General features: G+C 51.3%; 13 protein-coding genes. 9 read left to right on the forward strand and 4 right to left on the reverse strand.

Translation table 11 applies throughout. From position 1 onward, the window contains the following. Window positions 1–6: 6 nt before the first annotated feature. Both ACTJI9_RS16085 and ACTJI9_RS16090 read right to left on the reverse strand, forming a co-directional pair. Window positions 7–789 (reverse strand): transporter substrate-binding domain-containing protein, encoded by a 783-nt coding sequence (locus tag ACTJI9_RS16085; protein ID WP_370878825.1) that lies wholly within the window; start codon window positions 787–789, stop codon window positions 7–9. Window positions 790–841: 52 nt separating this feature from the next. Further along, window positions 842–1,660: an ATP-binding cassette domain-containing protein gene (locus ACTJI9_RS16090; RefSeq protein ID WP_115052954.1), complete on the reverse strand. Its 819-nt coding sequence runs from the start codon at window positions 1,658–1,660 to the stop codon at window positions 842–844. Between the two features lie 170 nt (window positions 1,661–1,830). On the opposite strand from ACTJI9_RS16090, the gene ACTJI9_RS16095 reads away from it, so the two are divergent. From ACTJI9_RS16095 to ACTJI9_RS16110, 4 genes are read left to right on the forward strand one after another with little or no spacing between them, the layout of a single operon-like run. Then, complete coding sequence (locus ACTJI9_RS16095) at window positions 1,831–2,703, forward strand: dimethylarginine dimethylaminohydrolase family protein (protein WP_307285351.1); 873 nt, start codon at window positions 1,831–1,833, stop codon at window positions 2,701–2,703. Continuing rightward, on the forward strand, window positions 2,700–3,356 hold the full coding sequence (locus ACTJI9_RS16100) for a TetR/AcrR family transcriptional regulator (protein ID WP_115052952.1): 657 nt from the start codon (window positions 2,700–2,702) through the stop codon (window positions 3,354–3,356). Before ACTJI9_RS16095 ends, ACTJI9_RS16100 begins: the two co-directional genes overlap by 4 nt. Beyond that, window positions 3,356–4,543 carry a pyridoxal phosphate-dependent aminotransferase gene (locus tag ACTJI9_RS16105; protein WP_307286555.1) on the forward strand — a complete coding sequence of 396 codons (1,188 nt, stop codon included), beginning with the start codon at window positions 3,356–3,358 and terminating at the stop codon, window positions 4,541–4,543. Before ACTJI9_RS16100 ends, ACTJI9_RS16105 begins: the two co-directional genes overlap by 1 nt. Next, window positions 4,540–6,126, forward strand: a complete 1,587-nt coding sequence (locus tag ACTJI9_RS16110) for a 5-guanidino-2-oxopentanoate decarboxylase (RefSeq protein WP_307285355.1) — start codon at window positions 4,540–4,542, stop codon at window positions 6,124–6,126. The genes ACTJI9_RS16105 and ACTJI9_RS16110 overlap by 4 nt, the downstream gene beginning before the upstream one ends. Window positions 6,127–6,154: 28 nt before the next feature. Here the strand turns inward: ACTJI9_RS16110 and ACTJI9_RS16115 are convergent, their stop codons facing one another. Continuing rightward, complete coding sequence (locus tag ACTJI9_RS16115; protein ID WP_337354697.1) at window positions 6,155–7,579, reverse strand: aldehyde dehydrogenase family protein; 1,425 nt, start codon at window positions 7,577–7,579, stop codon at window positions 6,155–6,157. A gap of 277 nt (window positions 7,580–7,856) precedes the next feature. Between ACTJI9_RS16115 and ACTJI9_RS16120 the strand changes: the two genes are divergently transcribed. Next, window positions 7,857–8,858 (forward strand): glycine betaine ABC transporter substrate-binding protein, encoded by a 1,002-nt coding sequence (locus ACTJI9_RS16120; RefSeq protein WP_115052948.1) that lies wholly within the window; start codon window positions 7,857–7,859, stop codon window positions 8,856–8,858. A gap of 56 nt (window positions 8,859–8,914) precedes the next feature. Here the strand turns inward: ACTJI9_RS16120 and ACTJI9_RS16125 are convergent, their stop codons facing one another. After that, a complete protein-coding gene (locus ACTJI9_RS16125; protein WP_440809287.1) occupies window positions 8,915–10,957 on the reverse strand; it encodes an oxidoreductase in 2,043 nt (680 codons plus the stop codon). Window positions 10,958–11,006: 49 nt separating this feature from the next. Between ACTJI9_RS16125 and ACTJI9_RS16130 the strand changes: the two genes are divergently transcribed. The 4 genes from ACTJI9_RS16130 (at window position 11,007) to ACTJI9_RS16145 (ending at window position 16,727) form a co-directional block, all read left to right on the forward strand. Continuing rightward, the gene (locus tag ACTJI9_RS16130) at window positions 11,007–12,038 is read left to right on the forward strand and encodes an ABC transporter permease (protein WP_336440027.1); all 1,032 of its coding nucleotides are present in this window, start codon (window positions 11,007–11,009) and stop codon (window positions 12,036–12,038) included. A 32-nt stretch (window positions 12,039–12,070) separates the two neighbouring features. Next, window positions 12,071–12,817 (forward strand): ABC transporter ATP-binding protein, encoded by a 747-nt coding sequence (locus tag ACTJI9_RS16135; RefSeq protein ID WP_115053288.1) that lies wholly within the window; start codon window positions 12,071–12,073, stop codon window positions 12,815–12,817. Window positions 12,818–12,864: 47 nt separating this feature from the next. Continuing rightward, window positions 12,865–15,441 carry a glycosyltransferase gene (locus ACTJI9_RS16140; protein ID WP_440809292.1) on the forward strand — a complete coding sequence of 859 codons (2,577 nt, stop codon included), beginning with the start codon at window positions 12,865–12,867 and terminating at the stop codon, window positions 15,439–15,441. A gap of 86 nt (window positions 15,442–15,527) precedes the next feature. After that, window positions 15,528–16,727 carry a class I SAM-dependent methyltransferase gene (locus ACTJI9_RS16145; RefSeq protein ID WP_307285372.1) on the forward strand — a complete coding sequence of 400 codons (1,200 nt, stop codon included), beginning with the start codon at window positions 15,528–15,530 and terminating at the stop codon, window positions 16,725–16,727. Window positions 16,728–16,812 lie beyond the last annotated feature (85 nt).

Here is a 16,812-nt window from a genome sequence, read left to right on the forward strand (position 1 = left end):
GGTATATCAGCCACCATACATATCGAAGTTGAAATACTTCTTTGAGATTTCGTCATATTTGCCATTAGCGCGAATGCCTTTGATCGCGGCATTCATTTTTTCCTTGAGTGCCGTATCGCCCTTACGCAAACCAACACCGACGCCAGGTCCCAACACTTCGAGATCGTCGGCAACCTTGCCTTTGATTTCACAGCACGCCTTTCCGGCATCCGTTGCCGCAAAGGTTTCCAGTGCCAGCGCATCTGCCTGTGTCGCATCAATGCGTCCGGCCGCAAGATCCTGATTGGCCTCGTCCTGTGTCTGATATTCCTTGATCTCAGCTGCCGTACCAGCGAAATGCTTCTTCACATAGACCTGGTGTACTGTCGAAACCTGCACACCGATAATCCTGTCTTTCAACCCTTCCGGCGTAGGCTCCATCTTGATGTCTTTTGAGCCCAGGATAACTGTCGGCGTGTTGTAATATTTGTCCGAGAAATCGATTGTCTTTTCGCGTTCAGCCGTGATCGACATTGAAGCGGTGATAATGTCGATCTTCTTCGTTGTCAGCGCTGGAATGATGCCATCCCACGAGACCGGAGTGATAACACAATCCAGTTTCGCTTCTTCACAAAGCGCCATGGCAATGTCGACCTCCCAGCCCTGCCATTTGCCCGATGCGTCCGGCGAGGCGAATGGCGGATATGGCTCTGCCGCAATGCCAACCTTGATTGTTTCAGCATTTGCCACGCCCAATCCGGCCAGAATAACAAAGGCCGCAACTGTTGATTTCAATAGTGTCTTCATCATTATCTCCACTCTTGCTGTTCCCCGGGATTATTCCCCGTATTATTGATTCAGTTTATGAGACAGTTCGGATAAACTGTTTTAAACGTTCTGATTTTGGTGATCCGAACAAATCTTCCGGTGGTCCCTCCTCCTCGACAATGCCGTTGTGCAGGTACATGACATGGCTTGCCACTTCGCGCGCAAACTTCATCTCGTGCGTAACGAGAAGCATTGTCCGGCCTTCCTTGGCCAGATCCGCAATCACTTTCAGGACTTCGCCGACAAGTTCGGGATCAAGCGCTGAGGTTGGTTCGTCAAACAACATGACACGCGGCTGAATAGCCAACGCACGGGCAATAGCGCCGCGTTGCTGTTGGCCGCCGGACAGATAAGCAGGATAAACATCACGTTTGGCAGACAGCCCAACACGCTCAAGAAGTTGTTCGCCCACGGCAATCGCTTCATCGCGTTTCACGCCAAGCACATGCACTGGCACTTCGATGACGTTCTGCAACAGTGTCATATGCTGCCAGAGGTTGAAGTTTTGAAAGACCATTCCCAGACGGCTACGAATACGCTCGATCTGGCGGCGATTGGCAGGATATTGCCCACCCACCCCGTCGCTGACCATTTCAATGTCTTCGCCATTGATGCGTATAACGCCGCTTGTGGGGTTTTCGAGAAAATTGATGCAGCGCAGAAAGGTGGATTTGCCGGAACCGCTACCACCGATCAATGCAACGACATCGCCATCTCTGGCAGTCATGGAAACGCCCTTGAGTACCTCAAGCGAACCAAAGCGCTTATGTAAATTCCACACATGAATGGCTTCAGCCTGCTCAGCTGACTGCGGTTGGAGCGGGTCCGTTAAAACCGCATCGCTCACCGTCATGCGGGAGCTCCAGTCTGTCTTGGTCGTGCAGAATCACTCATGACAATCTCAATCCGCCTCTTTTGTCAGCACAGGTCTAATTTGCCTGAATTAACCGCATCACACCACTTGCGCTCTAATTATGCAAGCGTATAAATACGGGAAGTTGCAATTTTTTGAGAGCATCCGGCATGAGCGCATTCGGTTCCCAATCCATGGCCCTTCCCTTGAAACGCGTCATCATGCGTCTGCCCGATCGCGTTATGGCCGGTGCCGAGCGCGATGTCTGGCACTATGGACCTCAGTTTGATCCACGCAAGGCGTCTGAGCAGCACAGTGTGTTTGCAGATCTGGTCGCAAAATCAGGTGCCGATATTACCTGGATTCGTGACGGCAATGACGGGCTTTCAGACTCCATCTTCACCCACGATCCATCGCTCGTAACCGACAAGGGTGCTGTTCTCTTGCGCATGGGTAAAAGTCTGCGGCTAGATGAAACCGATCTTCACGAGGAAACCTATCGCGAGATGAATGTGCCGGTCCTTGGCCGTATTGAAGCGCCGGGCACCGTCGAAGGTGGTGATTGCGTGTGGGTGGATAGCAAAACGCTTGCAGTCGGCCGTGGCGTTCGCACCAATCAGTCGGGTATTGATCAGCTTCGTGCAATTCTTGAGCCGCTAGGCATTGCTGTTCTGGGCTTTGACTTGCCACTTTGGCAGGGCGAGGAAGCCTGCTTGCATCTCATGTCGATCATTTCACCGCTCGCGGAAGATTTGGCGTTGGTCCATTTGCCTCTTTTGCCAGCCGCATTCTACCAGCTCCTGAAAGAGCGCGGCATTCGTCTCGTTGTAGCACCGGAAGAAGAGTTTGCGGCGAGCAATGGTCTTAATCTCAATGTCCTCCCCACCGCTCCTTACGAAGTAATAGCAGTGGCCGGATTTGAGAAGACCAAGGCCGCAATGGAAGCTGCCGGTTGCACCGTTACGACATTCGACGCGGATGCACTGTGCATCGCCTGTGAAGGCGGCCCTACTTGCCTCACCCGCCCTGTCTGGCGTCAATGAAAACACAGAGCGCCACACGCAAGAGCTTTCGCCGCGAGGGTGAAGACAAACGCCGCGAGGACCTTATCGCGGCAACGCTCGAATGTGTGGCGGAACGTGGACTTGCCGGTGCGACGGTGCGTGAAATTGCATTGCGTGCTGATGTTACTCCGGGGCTGATCCGTTATTATTTTCCGGTCAAAGATGATTTGATCGGCGCGGCGTACAGGGCGGTGATGAGTCGCATGACTGTGCAGGCTAGCGATGCGCTGAAGAACGCGGACTCGGACCCCCGCGCCCGTCTTAGTGCATTCGTGACCGCCAATCTGGGCACGCCAATTATGGACCCCCATAATCTGTCGCTCTGGGCCGGCTTTATCGGTCTCGTTCACGCAGATCCCGCAATGGCAGCTGCACACCGTGACGGCTATTTGGGGTTTCGCGATGAGCTGGAAGCGCTTATTCGTGACGCCTTGCTTGCCACCTCCAAGCCTGCCGACGGCTCGATAACAAGGCGATATGCTATAGCTATCAACGCCATCATCGACGGGTTATGGCTTGAAGGATGTTTGGCCGGCGATATTTTTGCCGACGGGGAGTTGGCGGAAACCGGCATTGCCGCTATCGAGGCGGTTCTTGGAATTTCACTTAGCACCAAAGGAGGCGCGATATGATGCGCTTTGCGTCTGTTACTGATCGTCTGGCCGGATTAGGCTCAGATAAATGGGCCGTGCATATGCGTGCGCGTGAGATGAAACACGCCGGTGCCAAGATCATCGAATTGACCATTGGTGAACCTGATATTCCTACTCCAACCGACATGATGGACGTGGCCGAAAGCGCGATGCGTTCGGGCCGCACCGGCTATTCGAATGGCCGCGGCGAGCCTGCGGTTCTTGCTGAACTGTCAAAAAAATATACCGCCCGCACTGGTCGGCAGATTAATCCGGATAATATCATGTGCTTTCCCGGCACACAGACAGCGCTCTCGCTGGTCATGCTGGGACTGGCTGAAGAAGGCGACGAGATTATCACCGGTGATCCCCTTTATGCGACTTATGACGGCGTGGTGCGCGCCACCGGCGCCACTCGTGTTTCAGTGCCGCTTCGTCCGGAAAAAGGTTTTCGCATGCAGGCGTCTGATCTTGAAAAGGTGATTACGCCAAACGCCAAAGTCCTCTTGCTCAATACGCCGCATAATCCAACTGGAGCTGTATTAAGCGAGAAGGAAGTTGCAGAAATTGGTGAAGTCTGCCGCAAGCACAATCTCTGGATCGTCTCCGACGAGGTGTACGAGCTGCTGATTTTCGACGGCAAATTCGCCTCTCCCTTGGATAGACCAGAGCTGGCAGACCGGACAGTTGCCGTCGCATCGATCTCCAAATCGCATGCGGCCCCCGGCTTCCGCAGTGGATGGTGTGTTGGACCAAAAGAGTTTACGCAAAAGCTATTGCCCTTGTCGGAATCGATCCTTTTTGGAGTTCAGCCATTCATCGCGGACATGACAGCCTATGCGCTCAGCCAACCGGCTGCCGCTGCTGCAATCATGAAGGCAAACTTTTTGCACCGCGCGCAAATGATTTCCGAGCGTCTCGATGGGGTAGCAGGAATCTCCGCCAAACCACCACAAGCTGGCATGTTCATTCTGGTCGACATCCGGGCAACAGGCCTTTCAGGGCAAGATTTTGCCATGCGCTTGCTGGAAGAAGAGCTTGTTGCTGTCATGCCGGGTGAATCCTTTGGCGAAAACCTTTCCGGCTATCTTCGCCTCAGCCTTAGCGTTGCTGAAGACAAGATTGACGCTGCTTGCGCCGGTATTGTCCGCCTCGCTTCCCGCTTGCAACAACGGAAATCCGCATGACCACTGTCGGTGAAGCTCTGGTTCAACTGCTCGAATCTTATGATGTCGACACGGTTTTCGGCATTCCTGGCGTCCATACGATAGAACTCTACCGTGGGCTTGCCGGATCCAAAATACGCCATATCACACCGCGCCACGAGCAAGGTGCTGGCTTTATGGCCGATGGTTACGCGCGGGCTACGGGCAAACCGGGCGTTGCATTTGTAATCACCGGCCCTGGTATCACCAACACGATCACGGCGATGGGACAGGCACGGGCGGACTCCATTCCGATGCTGGTCATTTCCGGGGTAAATCAGCGCGATTCGCTCGGCAAGGGCATGGGTTTTCTGCATGAACTGCCCAATCAACGCGCCATGTTGCAAACCGTCGCCATGTTCTCGCATCGCATTGAACAGCCGGACGAGCTTCCGATTGTTCTGGCAAGGGCTTTTGCCTTGTTCGCATCCCGACGGCCCGGCCCTGTTCACATCGAAATTCCGCTCGATATCATGGCCCTTCCGCTGGAAAATGCGTCACGCCTGCTCTCCGATGCTCCAATTCCACAGGCATCTACTGAGACAATGGTGGAATTAACCCGCCTGTGTCTCAATGCACAGCGTCCGGTACTCCTCATAGGCGGCGGCGCGAAAGCAGCTGCAGATGGCCTGGTAGAACTTTCCGAAAAGCTCGATGCGCCGGTCGTCGCCACGACCAACGCACGCGGCATCATGCATGATCACCCTTTGCTTATCCCTGCCAGCCCCAGCCTTAAGGCAGTGCGGGAGCTTATCGCCGACAGTGACCTTGTGATTGCCATCGGCACAGAAATGGGTCCGACCGATTATGACATGTATGGCGACGGTGGCTTTCCCGAACTGACGCGCTTTGTCCGTATCGATATTGATGCGAGCCAGCTCGATCGCTGGCCGGCATTTCTGCCAATAGAAGCCTCAGCCAAGGAAACGGTCGAGAAATTGGCTGGCGCATTGCCGGAACGTCGCAATGCTCAATCCGGTGAAGATCGCGCACGCAAGGCCCGCGAGAGTGCATGGGCTGACATTGATACCCGCACACAAGGCCAAGTGCGGTTTTTGAATACACTGCGCGATACGTTGCCCAATTCATTGATCGTGGGTGATTCCACCCAGACCATCTATTCCGGCAATATGTATTACGACCACGACCGCGTAGGCGGCTGGTTCAATGCAGCTACAGGCTTTGGCGCGCTTGGCTTCGGTCCTCCCGCAGCAATTGGTGCGGCATTAGGCAAGCCGGACACCACGACGATTTGTATTGTCGGCGATGGCGGGTTTCAGTTTGTTCTCGGCGAACTTGGCGCTGCAATTGACGAACAAGTCCCCGTTATCTTCATCGTCTGGAACAATCAGGGCTATCAAGAAATCGAACGCGCAATGGTTGAGGTCAATATCAATCCGGTTGGTGTCCGCCCCTCGGCTCCAGATTATATCAAGATCGCTGAAGCCTATGGTCTGCCTTCAAAGCGGCTCAGCAATATCAATGAGCTGCCTTCCGCTCTTTTAGCGGCAAAAGAGAGCGAAAAGCCCTATCTCATTGAAATAGATGAAAAACTGGTTGGCTGAGGATGTCCTACCAGCCAACCCGATTTGCCTATGGCCTATGGATTGTTTTGACTTCCAGAAAATCCTCAAGCCCGAATTTTCCACCCTCGCGCCCGTTACCGGATTGCTTGTAGCCACCAAACGGGCTGCCATAGCGATGGGGGCCACCATTGATATGCACCATTCCCGCCTTGAGGCGTGACGCAACCCGTTCCGCCCGCTTTGCATCTCCCGTCTGCACATAGGCCGCAAGGCCATAGGGCGTGTCATTGGCAATCGCGATAGCTTCTTCTTCCGTGTCGAACGGGATTAGCGCCAGAACCGGACCGAACACTTCTTCCTTGGCGATGCGCATGTCATTATTCACATCGGCAAAAATGGTTGGTTGCACGAAATAGCCGGTCTCATATCCTTTCGGCTTGCCAGCGCCGCCAACCAATACACGAGCGCCTTCTGCAATACCGGCCTCGATCAGACTTTGGACGCGGCCATACTGAACATTGCTGACAAGCGGGCCGATATGGTCGCCCTCCTCTTCCGGATTGCCAACGCGCGCTTGCTTTCCGGTTTCTTCCGCAATTTTCACAACCTTGTCATAGACCGAGCGTTGCACGAGCATACGCGTCGGCGCATCGCATGATTGACCGCTATTGTTGAAGCACTCAAACACGCTACTGGAAACCCGGTCTTCAAGGTCTGCATCCTCAAATACAATATTGGGAGATTTGCCCCCCAGTTCCAGCGTGACACGCTTTACGGTATCTGCCGCATCCTTGCTGACGGCGATGCCAGCGCGCGTGGAACCGGTGAATGACATCATGTCGACGTCCTTGTGCTTTGAAAGCGCAGCACCGACTGAAGGCCCATCACCATTGATGAGATTGAAAGTTCCGGCCGGAAATCCTGCCTCATGCACCATTTCCGCATAGAGCATCGCATTAAGCGGCGTGAACTCACTTGGTTTCAATACGCAGGTGCTGCCTGTCGCCAGAGCTGGAATGACCTTCAATGCAATTTGATTCACCGGCCAGTTCCATGGCGTAATCAGCCCGCAAACGCCGATTGGCTCACGTACCAGCAGGTCGCCATTGGGCAAATCCTCTCGCATATGAATGCTTTTGAGGGCATCTATAAAGCCCTGAAGATGTCCCACACCAACATCGGCCTGCTGCTGCGTGCTCATTGTAATCGGAGCGCCCAGTTCCAGCGTGATCGTCCGTGCCATCTCATCATAACGACGTCGGTAAACTGCCAGCAGTTTTTCGAGTAACGCCAGCCGTTCCTCTACCGACGTCCGGCTGTAACTTTCAAAGGCTTTCTTTGCCGCTGCGACTGCACGATTAACATCCGCCGCAGTCCCCATTGAAATAACGGCAATCGGCTTTTCCGTTGCCGGATTAAGCACTTCCAGATCATTTGGTTGCAGCGGATCGACCCATTCACCATTGATATAGAATTTGCGTTTGTCGAGCATAGATCATCCTCCTGCTAACCGAACTTTCCCCATTCTGACCATCAATCAGACGATGGCAAGGCCCGCTGTGGCTGAATATATTTGATGTCGCAGACAATATACGACTTGCCGCATCCAAGCTTCTTGGCTGTGTGTTGCGGTACTATCCTCGCCCTATGGTTCATTCCTGCATCGAGCACGTGCAATCACAATCGGGCGCTGCTCACAGCATCCGGTCAATGGCGAATGCCCATAATTTCCAAGCCAGAATTCAAATAAAAAATGAAGGGGTACTTTAATGAAATCACTCTTATTGAGCAGCGTTATGGGATTGGCGCTACTCGGCGCGGTCAGCAACGCATCCGCTGCGGAATGCGGCGATGTCACCATTGCCAGCATGAACTGGCAGTCGGCGGAAGTTCTCGCCAATCTAGACAAGATCATCCTCAATGCTGGCTATGGCTGCAACGCAGACGTTGTGCAAGGCGACACTATTCCAACCCTCACTTCCATGACGGAAAAGGGACAGCCGGACATTGCGCCCGAAGGTTGGATCGATTTCATGCGCGATATCATGGACAAGGCCGTAGCTGACGGCAAACTTGTCTATGCTTCCAAGTCGCTATCGGATGGTGGCGTGCAGGGTTGGTGGATTCCAAAATATTTGGCTGACGCTCATCCCGATATTAAAACAATCGATGATGCGCTTAAGCATCCGGAACTTTTCCCCGCTCCCGAAGACAAGACAAAAGGCGCGGTATTCAACGGACCTCCCGGCTGGGGCGGTACTGTGGCAACCGCCCAGTTCTTCAAGGCCTATGATGCCGAAAAGAAAGGCTTCACGCTCGTGGACACGGGATCGGCCGCCGGACTTGATGGCTCACTGGCTAAAGCATATGAACGCAAGGAAGGTTGGGTCGGATATTACTGGGAGCCAACGGCCCTTCTTGGCAAATATGCGATGGTCAAACTGGATCATGGCGTGAAATTTGATGCTGCCGAATGGAAGCGCTGCAACACGGTTGCCGATTGTCCTGACCCGAAGAAAAATGATTGGGAAATCGCCGAGGTCGACACAGTCGTTACCAAGAAGTTCAGCGAAAATGCCGGCCCCATCATGGATTATTTGAAAGCCCGCTCCTGGGACAACAAAACGGTCAACGAACTGCTCGCCTGGATGACAGACAATCAGGCGACAGGCGAAGATGGTGCAAAGCACTTCCTGAAGAACAATGAAGCGATCTGGACCAAATGGGTCAGCGCTGAAGTTGCCGAAAAGGTAAAAGCTGAAATCAACTAACCCAGAAAATAAGGGGCAGCGGCTTGGTCGCTGCCCTCCATTCTAGGGTCCGGACCCTAAAAGCGTGTTGCGTAACGCAGGCCGTCATAGATCGCCGCATGAATGTTGCGGGCATGAACGGCATCGCCAATGCGCAAAAGATCGAATTGCCCCTCCGAACGAACCGGGAAAATCGCTCCGCCATTGACCAGCCTGTCATAATCGACCGCACCACCATTGCGCGAAAGCGGCTTCAATTCGCGGTAGAGATCGTCGATGGGCAATGTGCCATGTTCGACAACCACCTGGTCGACCGTTCTTTCTTCCCGATAGTCTGGTGCGTAATCAGAGCCCAATATGGCGATGAGTTGATTGCCAAGGCGCTTAACCGACAACAGCCGAGTATTGATCGTCACGCGCACGCCTTGCTGTTGAAACACGCGCATATAGGGCACGTGATTCATGCCTCCCATCTCTGGCGCGAAAAAGCGCTCAGGACTAACCAGCTCCAGCTTTGAACCACCTTGCGCGATGACTTCAGCCGCACTCATACCTTGGTGCCCGCCATTATCGTCGTAGAGCAGGACATTTTCACCGGGTTTCACGGATCCAGCCAAAATATCCCAGCTCAACGTAACCAGATCGTCCCCGGCAGAAAGTGGCGGGTTCTGTGGCAGTCCACCCGTTGCGATAACGACAATATCCGGATCAAGAGATATAATATCATTAGCCTCAGCCCATATATTGTATTGCAGCGGAACACCGAGGCGCTCAAGCTCGGCAAGACGCCAATCAACAATGCCGATCATTTCCTTACGGCGGGGGTTTTTTGAAGCCAACATCACTTGGCCGCCCGCTTTATCAGCAGCCTCGAGTATTTCGACCCTGTGGCCAGCCTCAGCTGCAACGCGTGCCACTTCAAGTCCTGCGGGACCTGCTCCTACGACAACCACCGACTTGCTTTGGCTGGCTTTGGAAATCACATGCGGCATTGAAATCTCGCGGCCTGTTGCAGCATTGTGAATACACAGCGCCTCTCCGCCCTCGTAAATGCGATCAAGGCAATAGGTCGCTCCAACGCAGGGCCGTATACGGTGCTCTTCACCTGCGATTATTTTACGTACGATATGCGGGTCAGCGATATGAGCACGTGTCATCCCCACCATATCCAGCTTGCCCTCGGCAACCGCATGTCTGGCAGTGGCAACATCGGCAATTCTGGCCGCATGAAACACAGGAAACTTTGTCGCCTCGCGAACATCTCCGGCAAAATCGAGATGCGGGGAAGAGCGCATGCCCTGAATGGGAATCACTTCATTCAGCGCCGCATCCGTATCGATATGACCACGAATAATATTCAGAAAATCAAACTTTCCCGATGCTGCGATACGCCGGGCAATCTCCATACCTTCCTGTTTTGAAAGCCCCTGCTCCCAATCTTCATCCGCAACCATGCGAATGCCGACGATGAAATCCGGTCCGACAGCTTTGCGTACAGCATCGATCACCGACCATGTAAAACGCAGACGATTATCCAGCGAACCGCCATATTCGTCTTCTCGTTTATTCGTGGCGGGCGACCAGAAACCATCCATAAGATGTCCATATGCCTCGAACTCAATGCCATCCAATCCGGCTGCCTGCATGCGCTGCGCCGCAGAAGCATAATCCATGATGATCCGTTCAATATCCCAGTCCTCGGCCTCTTTGGGAAAAGCGCGGTGGGCTGGCTCGCGTATGGGTGATGCAGATATGACGGGCAGCCAATCGGCCTTGTTCCAGCTGGTGCGGCGGCCAAGATGTGTAAGCTGTATCATCACGGCAGCACCGTGCTCATGACAATCATCTGTCAATTCGCGCAGCCACGGCACGATCTCATCGTTGTAGGCGTGCAGATTACCGAAAGCAGGCGGCGATTCCCGCGACACGACAGCCGAACCAGCAGTCATCGTCAGCGCAATGCCGCCCTTTGCCTTTTCCGTATGATAAAGCCTGTACCGCTGCTTCGGCATGCCATCTTCTGAATAGGCAGGCTCATGACTGGTCGACATGATGCGGTTTTTGAGCCGCAAATGTTTCAGCTGATAGGGTTGCAAAAGCGGATCATCATGTGACGGCAATGGACCAGTCCCCTTTTATTTGGGTTCATCCTAATCCAGCAATCGGCCTATGAGTTTCTTGCCCGCGACCTCTTTTGACACGCATCCGCCGCGGCACCAACACTTTGACACCCGCGAAGCAGCACAAAATGTGGAGGCTTCAGGGCCACACTCCAAGTGGGAACAGTTGCCACGAGCATTTAGAAATTTAATCTCCTCATGGAATTGCCGTGATTTTCGGTATATAGCCAGCGCCACTACCCTCGCTTTAAATGACAGAAAGACGCGCTTCCATATGACTATAGCGAATTCGCAGAAGATAACGGCCTGGGAAGACATAACCAGCGCCGTCGGCAATTTTCGGCTTGCAGCACTATTAGGTTGGCAGGATGTCGCTCAACGTTATCGACGATCAAGTGTGGGCGCCTTTTGGCTAACCATCAATATGGGCGTGTTAATCGCAGCTCTTGGCCTGGTTTTCGGCACAATCTTCCGGTCCCCGATGTCGGAGTTTCTGCCCTTCATCTGCGTGGGCCTGATTATGTGGGGATACTATTCTCAGCTCATCAACGAAGGCTGTGTCAGTTTCATATCAAACTCCGACACGATGTTGCAGTTGCCCCTGCCGTTCTTCACATATATTCTCAGAACCTGGTGGCGAAACTCCATAATCCTCTTCCACAATATCATAATTCTTCCGGTCATCCTTTTAATATTCGGAAAATTCTTTGGATGGGAAGCGCTTCTAGTGATTCCAGGATTCGCACTCGTTTCGATAAATCTGCTCTGGATGATGGTAATCCTGTCAATAGTCTGCACCCGTTATCGCGACCTGACGCAAATCATACAAAACATCATGCAAGTGGGAATGTACGTTACCCCCATCATGTGGCAACCGCATCAACTGCCTGCCGATAAATCGCTACTCATTTTGGACTTCAATCCCTTCTATCACCTCATCAGCGTCATACGTGAGCCGTTGCTCGGAAGTACCGGTAGCGCATTAAACTGGGGCGTTGTGTCCGCCATGGCTGTCATAGGTTGGGCAGTTGCGATGTTATTCCTGAACCGGTTTCGCTCACGCGTGACGTACTGGCTCTAATCAGAACTATGAATGAAATTGTGAAGGTAAACATGACTTCCATGTCTCTTGAAGATGTTACTGTAGATTTCCCTATTTATAACGCGAGAAGCAGATCACTTAAGAACCAGGTTATGAGCCTGGCAACCGGGGGGACAATCGGCTCGAACTCGGAAGGACATGTTGTCATTCGAGGCTTGGATTCGATAAATATAAGCCTCAAAGAAGGCGATCGGCTTGGACTTATCGGCCACAACGGCTCAGGAAAAACCACACTTTTGCGGGTGATGAGCGGTGTATATTACCCTTCGGGTGGCCGCATATCTATCAACGGCAAATGCACGTCTTTAATTAATATTTCGCTGGGTATCGATCCTGAGGCAACTGGCAGGGAAAATATCGGCATACGCGGGGCGCTTCTTGGCTTCTCAAAAAAACAAATGGCCGAGAAGCAAAATGAGATCGAAGAGTTTTCCGAATTAGGAAGCTTTCTGGATATGCCCGTCAGGACATACTCGACAGGTATGCAATTGCGACTAGCGTTCTCGATTTCTACAGTCATCAAGCCCGAAATATTGATCATGGACGAGTGGCTCGCTGCAGGAGACGAGAGTTTTCAAAACAAGGCAAACGAGCGGTTGCGGGGACTCGTCAACGAGACGAAAATTCTTATCATTGCTAGTCACTCTCGGGAACTTCTCCTTAAAAATTGCACCCGGATTGTTTGGTTGGAACACGGAAAGATAAAGATGGATGGGGATTCACAAACTGTTGCAGACGCTTACTTTGGCCATCAGTGATTGGAGCACACCAATAGTCCATATGTTCGCGCATTACCGGTAATGGGATGAATTCTTTGCAAGGAATTTCCGGGCACATTCGACGCGCAACAAATGTGCTGCATTTTGCCGGCAGAAAACTGTTAGAATCTGTTCGCATCTTTGGCATACGAAAAACCTTGTTGAGGATTTTCGGGTTCGCAATAAATGGCACATTATGGTCCCTAATTGCAAAAAGACGGGCGTCGCTTTTGTCCTCGGCTACCGATGAAAGCAAAGCCGCCCTGTCAACGTTTTATCCTGTGTCGGAAGGCCCCAGCGCATCTGAATTCATGACTCGGCGCGTTTTAATAGTTGCGGAAATGTCCATTCCCCAATGCAAAAAATATCGGGTGGACCAAAAAGCCGAATTGTTTGCCGAACTTGATATTGAAACCAAGATTGTCAATTGGACGGACTTCGACAAAGTCCGAAACCTTCTTCAGAGCTACCCGATAGTAATATTTTATAGAGTGCCTGCGGTGCCGGATGTCATCTTACTGGCGAACGAGTGTAAGCGCCTCGGGATACGAACATTTTGGGAAGTTGATGACCTAATCTTCGATCCGGAAGGCTATTCGTCCAATACGAATTTACAGCGTTTAGATTCTCACAGCCGAAACAGCCTGTTGGACGGGATGAAGCTATATCGCGAGGCGCTACTTCTCTGCGATGAAGGAATAGGATCGACGAAAGTCATTGCCCAAGTGATGACCGAAACTACGGGCAGACCGGCATACGTTATCGAAAACGCGTTGGATGCTGACACCATAAGAATAGCAGAAAATATCCGCGACAAGGTTACAAAACGGGTGCCCTTCGAAGACGGGGTAACCATCGTCTATGGTTCCGGCACAAAAACTCATGATGTCGACTTTTTGTGTGCCAGTGAAGCTATTTATAACGTTCTTGCGAAGCGTGCCAACGTCAAGCTTCGCATCATCGGCGAACTAAACATCGAATCCAGATTTGGCAGGTTTGCCCATAGGATTGAGCGAATCCCGTTCACTACCTTCGAAGGCTATTTAGAGACTATCGCCAGTGCGGATATTTCGATCGCCCCGCTAGAAAATAGTATTTTCAACAACGCGAAAAGCAACATTAAGTTTCTTGAGGCGTCGATTGTGGGGCTTCCGACTGTATGCTCGCCCGCCGAGGCCTTCTCTTCTGTTATCGTCGACGGTGAAACTGGCCTTCTAGCCTCAAGTCCAACTGAATGGGAACAAGCCCTGCTCTCGCTCGTGGATGATCCTGTAAGAGCTTCTCAGATTGGTGAAAATGCCTATCGCATGGTCCGCCAGATATACGCGCCGGAAAACATCGCAAACCAGCAATTGGCCTCACTTGTATCGACCTTTGCCAGTCCCAATCCAAATGTTACAAGAATACTTCTTGCGAATATTTACTTCTCCCCTCAATCGTATGGAGGAGCGACCATAGTTGTTGAGGAGATTGCGCAACGTTTCGCAGCTAACAAAAATGTTGAAGTTTACATATTCACATCTTGGTCAAATACCAGTGCAGGCGACTACGACCTAGTGCGATATAGCGCCAAGGGAGCCACAGTTTTTGCCACAAAGGTGCCAATAGTCCGAAACCGTCTTATGGATATCAAGGACTATACAATGGGCCAGGTTTTCAAAGAGGTCCTGAAATCTATCAAACCTGACATCGTACAACTGCATTCAATCCAAACTCTGGGCGTTGAGTTGGCAACCGTTTGTAATGATTTTGATATCCCATATACGGTTACCCTTCACGATGCATGGTGGCTTTGTGAGCGGCAGTTCATGGTGACCGGTGACAACAAGTTCTGTAATCAACAATGGATTGATCCCCAAATCTGCTCCAGCTGCGTTCAGGACAGCCAATTTAACAGAGATCGCAGCGCAATTGTCTTGGAGTGTCTCCACCGAGCGGATGGGATAATCTCGCCAAGCGCTTATTTCAAAGAACTTCACATCCAAAATGGATTTGAGCCCGAGCGAATTTCGGTAAATAAAAACGGAATAAAAAAACCACTTCAAACTTATAAGCGCCACCCATCTGACCGCATTAGATTTGGCTACGTCGGGGGAGCTACTCCGATTAAAGGTTATGAATTGGTTCGAAAGGCTTTTTCGGACTTACCACCATGCAACGTTGAGCTGGTGCTTGTAGACAATACCCTTAATCAAGGCCGTAGCACGGTGGATTTAGCAGGACTAAACGCTTCGAATCCGGTGCGTGTAGTTCCGGCCTACACCCAAGAAACAATCGATGAGTTCTTTTCCCAAATAGACGTTCTTCTATTTCCGTCACAATGGAAAGAAAGCTTCGGACTAACCGTTCGAGAAGCACTGATACGCGATGTCTGGGTGATTGTAACTGAAGCCGGGGGAGCAACTGAAGACATAGTTCCTGGAGAAAATGGCGACATTATCCCCATTTCAAATAACAGTATCCATTTGAAAAACGCCATGGAAAACGTCATTCAGAAGCGAGAATTTCTCAAAACCTATTCCAATCCCTATAAGGATAATATTCAAAGTTTCGACAACCAGGCTGCTGAGTTGTTTGGGTATCTCGAAAACGTTATAGCGCGCCACAAGATGAAAGTTGCTTGAGCCAGCAAATCTACAGTTTCTCTCTACGCTTGATGCGTTGAGAGGTGCCGGCAGGCAACCAAAAACTAAAAATAGGGGACTTCGCCATGCCTAAGAGCAATAACTTAAGTGACGCTGAACAAACTGTCGAAGAAATTATCGAGCTTCCGTTCGATGGCGAGCGATATATACCCGGCATGGGCGGACGAATCGCGGCGGAGCACTTAGCCCGCTACGCATTTGCGACCCAATTTATACGCGGGAAAGCAGTGTTGGACATTGCATCTGGCGAAGGATATGGCACCGCCATTATGGCCGAGAAGGCAAAAAACATCATTGGCATGGACGTTGCCGCCAACGCGATTGCCTATGCGAAACGCAAATACGCGAAAATTCGCAATGTTCAATTTGAAGTTGGCGATCTTGCGCATTTGCCTTTCGATACAGACACATTTGACGTAATCGTCTGCTTTGAAACAGTAGAACATGTCGATGACCCGCTTGCCGCAATCAATGAATTGCAGCGAGTGCTGAAGAGCAACGGCTTGTTGATAATATCCACTCCAAATAAGGAGAATTATAGCGATCGCTTCAACTATGATAATCCATATCATCTGAAAGAATTAGCATTTTCCGAATTCCAGAACGCGCTAAACAATACGTTTAAGCACACCAAATTGTTTGGCCAATTTTCGGGAGCATCCTCGCACGTCGTTGAAATCGACAGCCATGGAGAATGGAAAATGCCAAACAACGACTTTAAGATGACTTATGCAGACGTCCCGAAATGGACGGAAAGATTTGACGGCGTCACCGCTACTCCAATGTACTTTCTAGCAGTTTGCTCGAATACAACCATCGATTCTAACGTTGAGAATTACGGATTTTTTGATGCAAGCGACTGGCAGGTAATTGATGAGGAGTTCCTTCTCCGCAAAACTCAAAATGATTTAGACACATGTGCTAACGATCTAAAAGAGCGCGATACACGGCTTGAAACAACCACCCAAGATCTTCACAGTCATAAGGTGGAAGTCAACTCACTGCGGTCCTCGCTGCAATTAGCGCAAGAAGAGCACGAAAAGCTTGCCAATGCTCTTGAGACCACTCGATTAGAAAATGAAACCAGATTGGCTCGTATAAATAGATTGTCAGATGCGCTCGATAGCTTGAGAGAGCAACTTCACAACGTTCATTCCAGCACGACATGGCGGCTTGCAATTCGGTTCAATAGCCTCATCAACAGAATCCCATTTTTGAAGGGAGCTGCAAAGTTCCTCGCAAGGTTAATCGTTCCTCGTCAATGATATCAGCAATTCACGTGCTGAACTGGTGGATATGAATTAAAGTTTGACAGGCGTTAAAGTGCCCTTCAATACAGCTCAAGTTGTT

The organism is Phyllobacterium sp. 22552, assembly GCF_052044585.1.
Taxonomy (GTDB): Bacteria; Pseudomonadota; Alphaproteobacteria; order Rhizobiales; family Rhizobiaceae; genus Phyllobacterium; species Phyllobacterium ifriqiyense.

What these genes read in the sequence shown, in the direction of transcription:
- ACTJI9_RS16115 (WP_337354697.1), bottom strand. Translation starts at nt 7,579, where the DNA reads ATGCTCGACAAACGCAAATTCTATATCAATGGTGAATGGGTCGATCCG.
- ACTJI9_RS16100 (WP_115052952.1), top strand. Translation starts at nt 2,700, where the DNA reads ATGAAAACACAGAGCGCCACACGCAAGAGCTTTCGCCGCGAGGGTGAA.
- ACTJI9_RS16130 (WP_336440027.1), top strand. Translation starts at nt 11,007, where the DNA reads ATGAGTTTCTTGCCCGCGACCTCTTTTGACACGCATCCGCCGCGGCAC.
- ACTJI9_RS16120 (WP_115052948.1), top strand. Translation starts at nt 7,857, where the DNA reads ATGAAATCACTCTTATTGAGCAGCGTTATGGGATTGGCGCTACTCGGC.
- ACTJI9_RS16090 (WP_115052954.1), bottom strand. Translation starts at nt 1,660, where the DNA reads ATGACGGTGAGCGATGCGGTTTTAACGGACCCGCTCCAACCGCAGTCA.
- ACTJI9_RS16085 (WP_370878825.1), bottom strand. Translation starts at nt 789, where the DNA reads ATGATGAAGACACTATTGAAATCAACAGTTGCGGCCTTTGTTATTCTG.
- ACTJI9_RS16140 (WP_440809292.1), top strand. Translation starts at nt 12,865, where the DNA reads ATGAATTCTTTGCAAGGAATTTCCGGGCACATTCGACGCGCAACAAAT.
- ACTJI9_RS16110 (WP_307285355.1), top strand. Translation starts at nt 4,540, where the DNA reads ATGACCACTGTCGGTGAAGCTCTGGTTCAACTGCTCGAATCTTATGAT.
- ACTJI9_RS16105 (WP_307286555.1), top strand. Translation starts at nt 3,356, where the DNA reads ATGCGCTTTGCGTCTGTTACTGATCGTCTGGCCGGATTAGGCTCAGAT.
- ACTJI9_RS16095 (WP_307285351.1), top strand. Translation starts at nt 1,831, where the DNA reads ATGAGCGCATTCGGTTCCCAATCCATGGCCCTTCCCTTGAAACGCGTC.
- ACTJI9_RS16135 (WP_115053288.1), top strand. Translation starts at nt 12,071, where the DNA reads ATGACTTCCATGTCTCTTGAAGATGTTACTGTAGATTTCCCTATTTAT.
- ACTJI9_RS16145 (WP_307285372.1), top strand. Translation starts at nt 15,528, where the DNA reads ATGCCTAAGAGCAATAACTTAAGTGACGCTGAACAAACTGTCGAAGAA.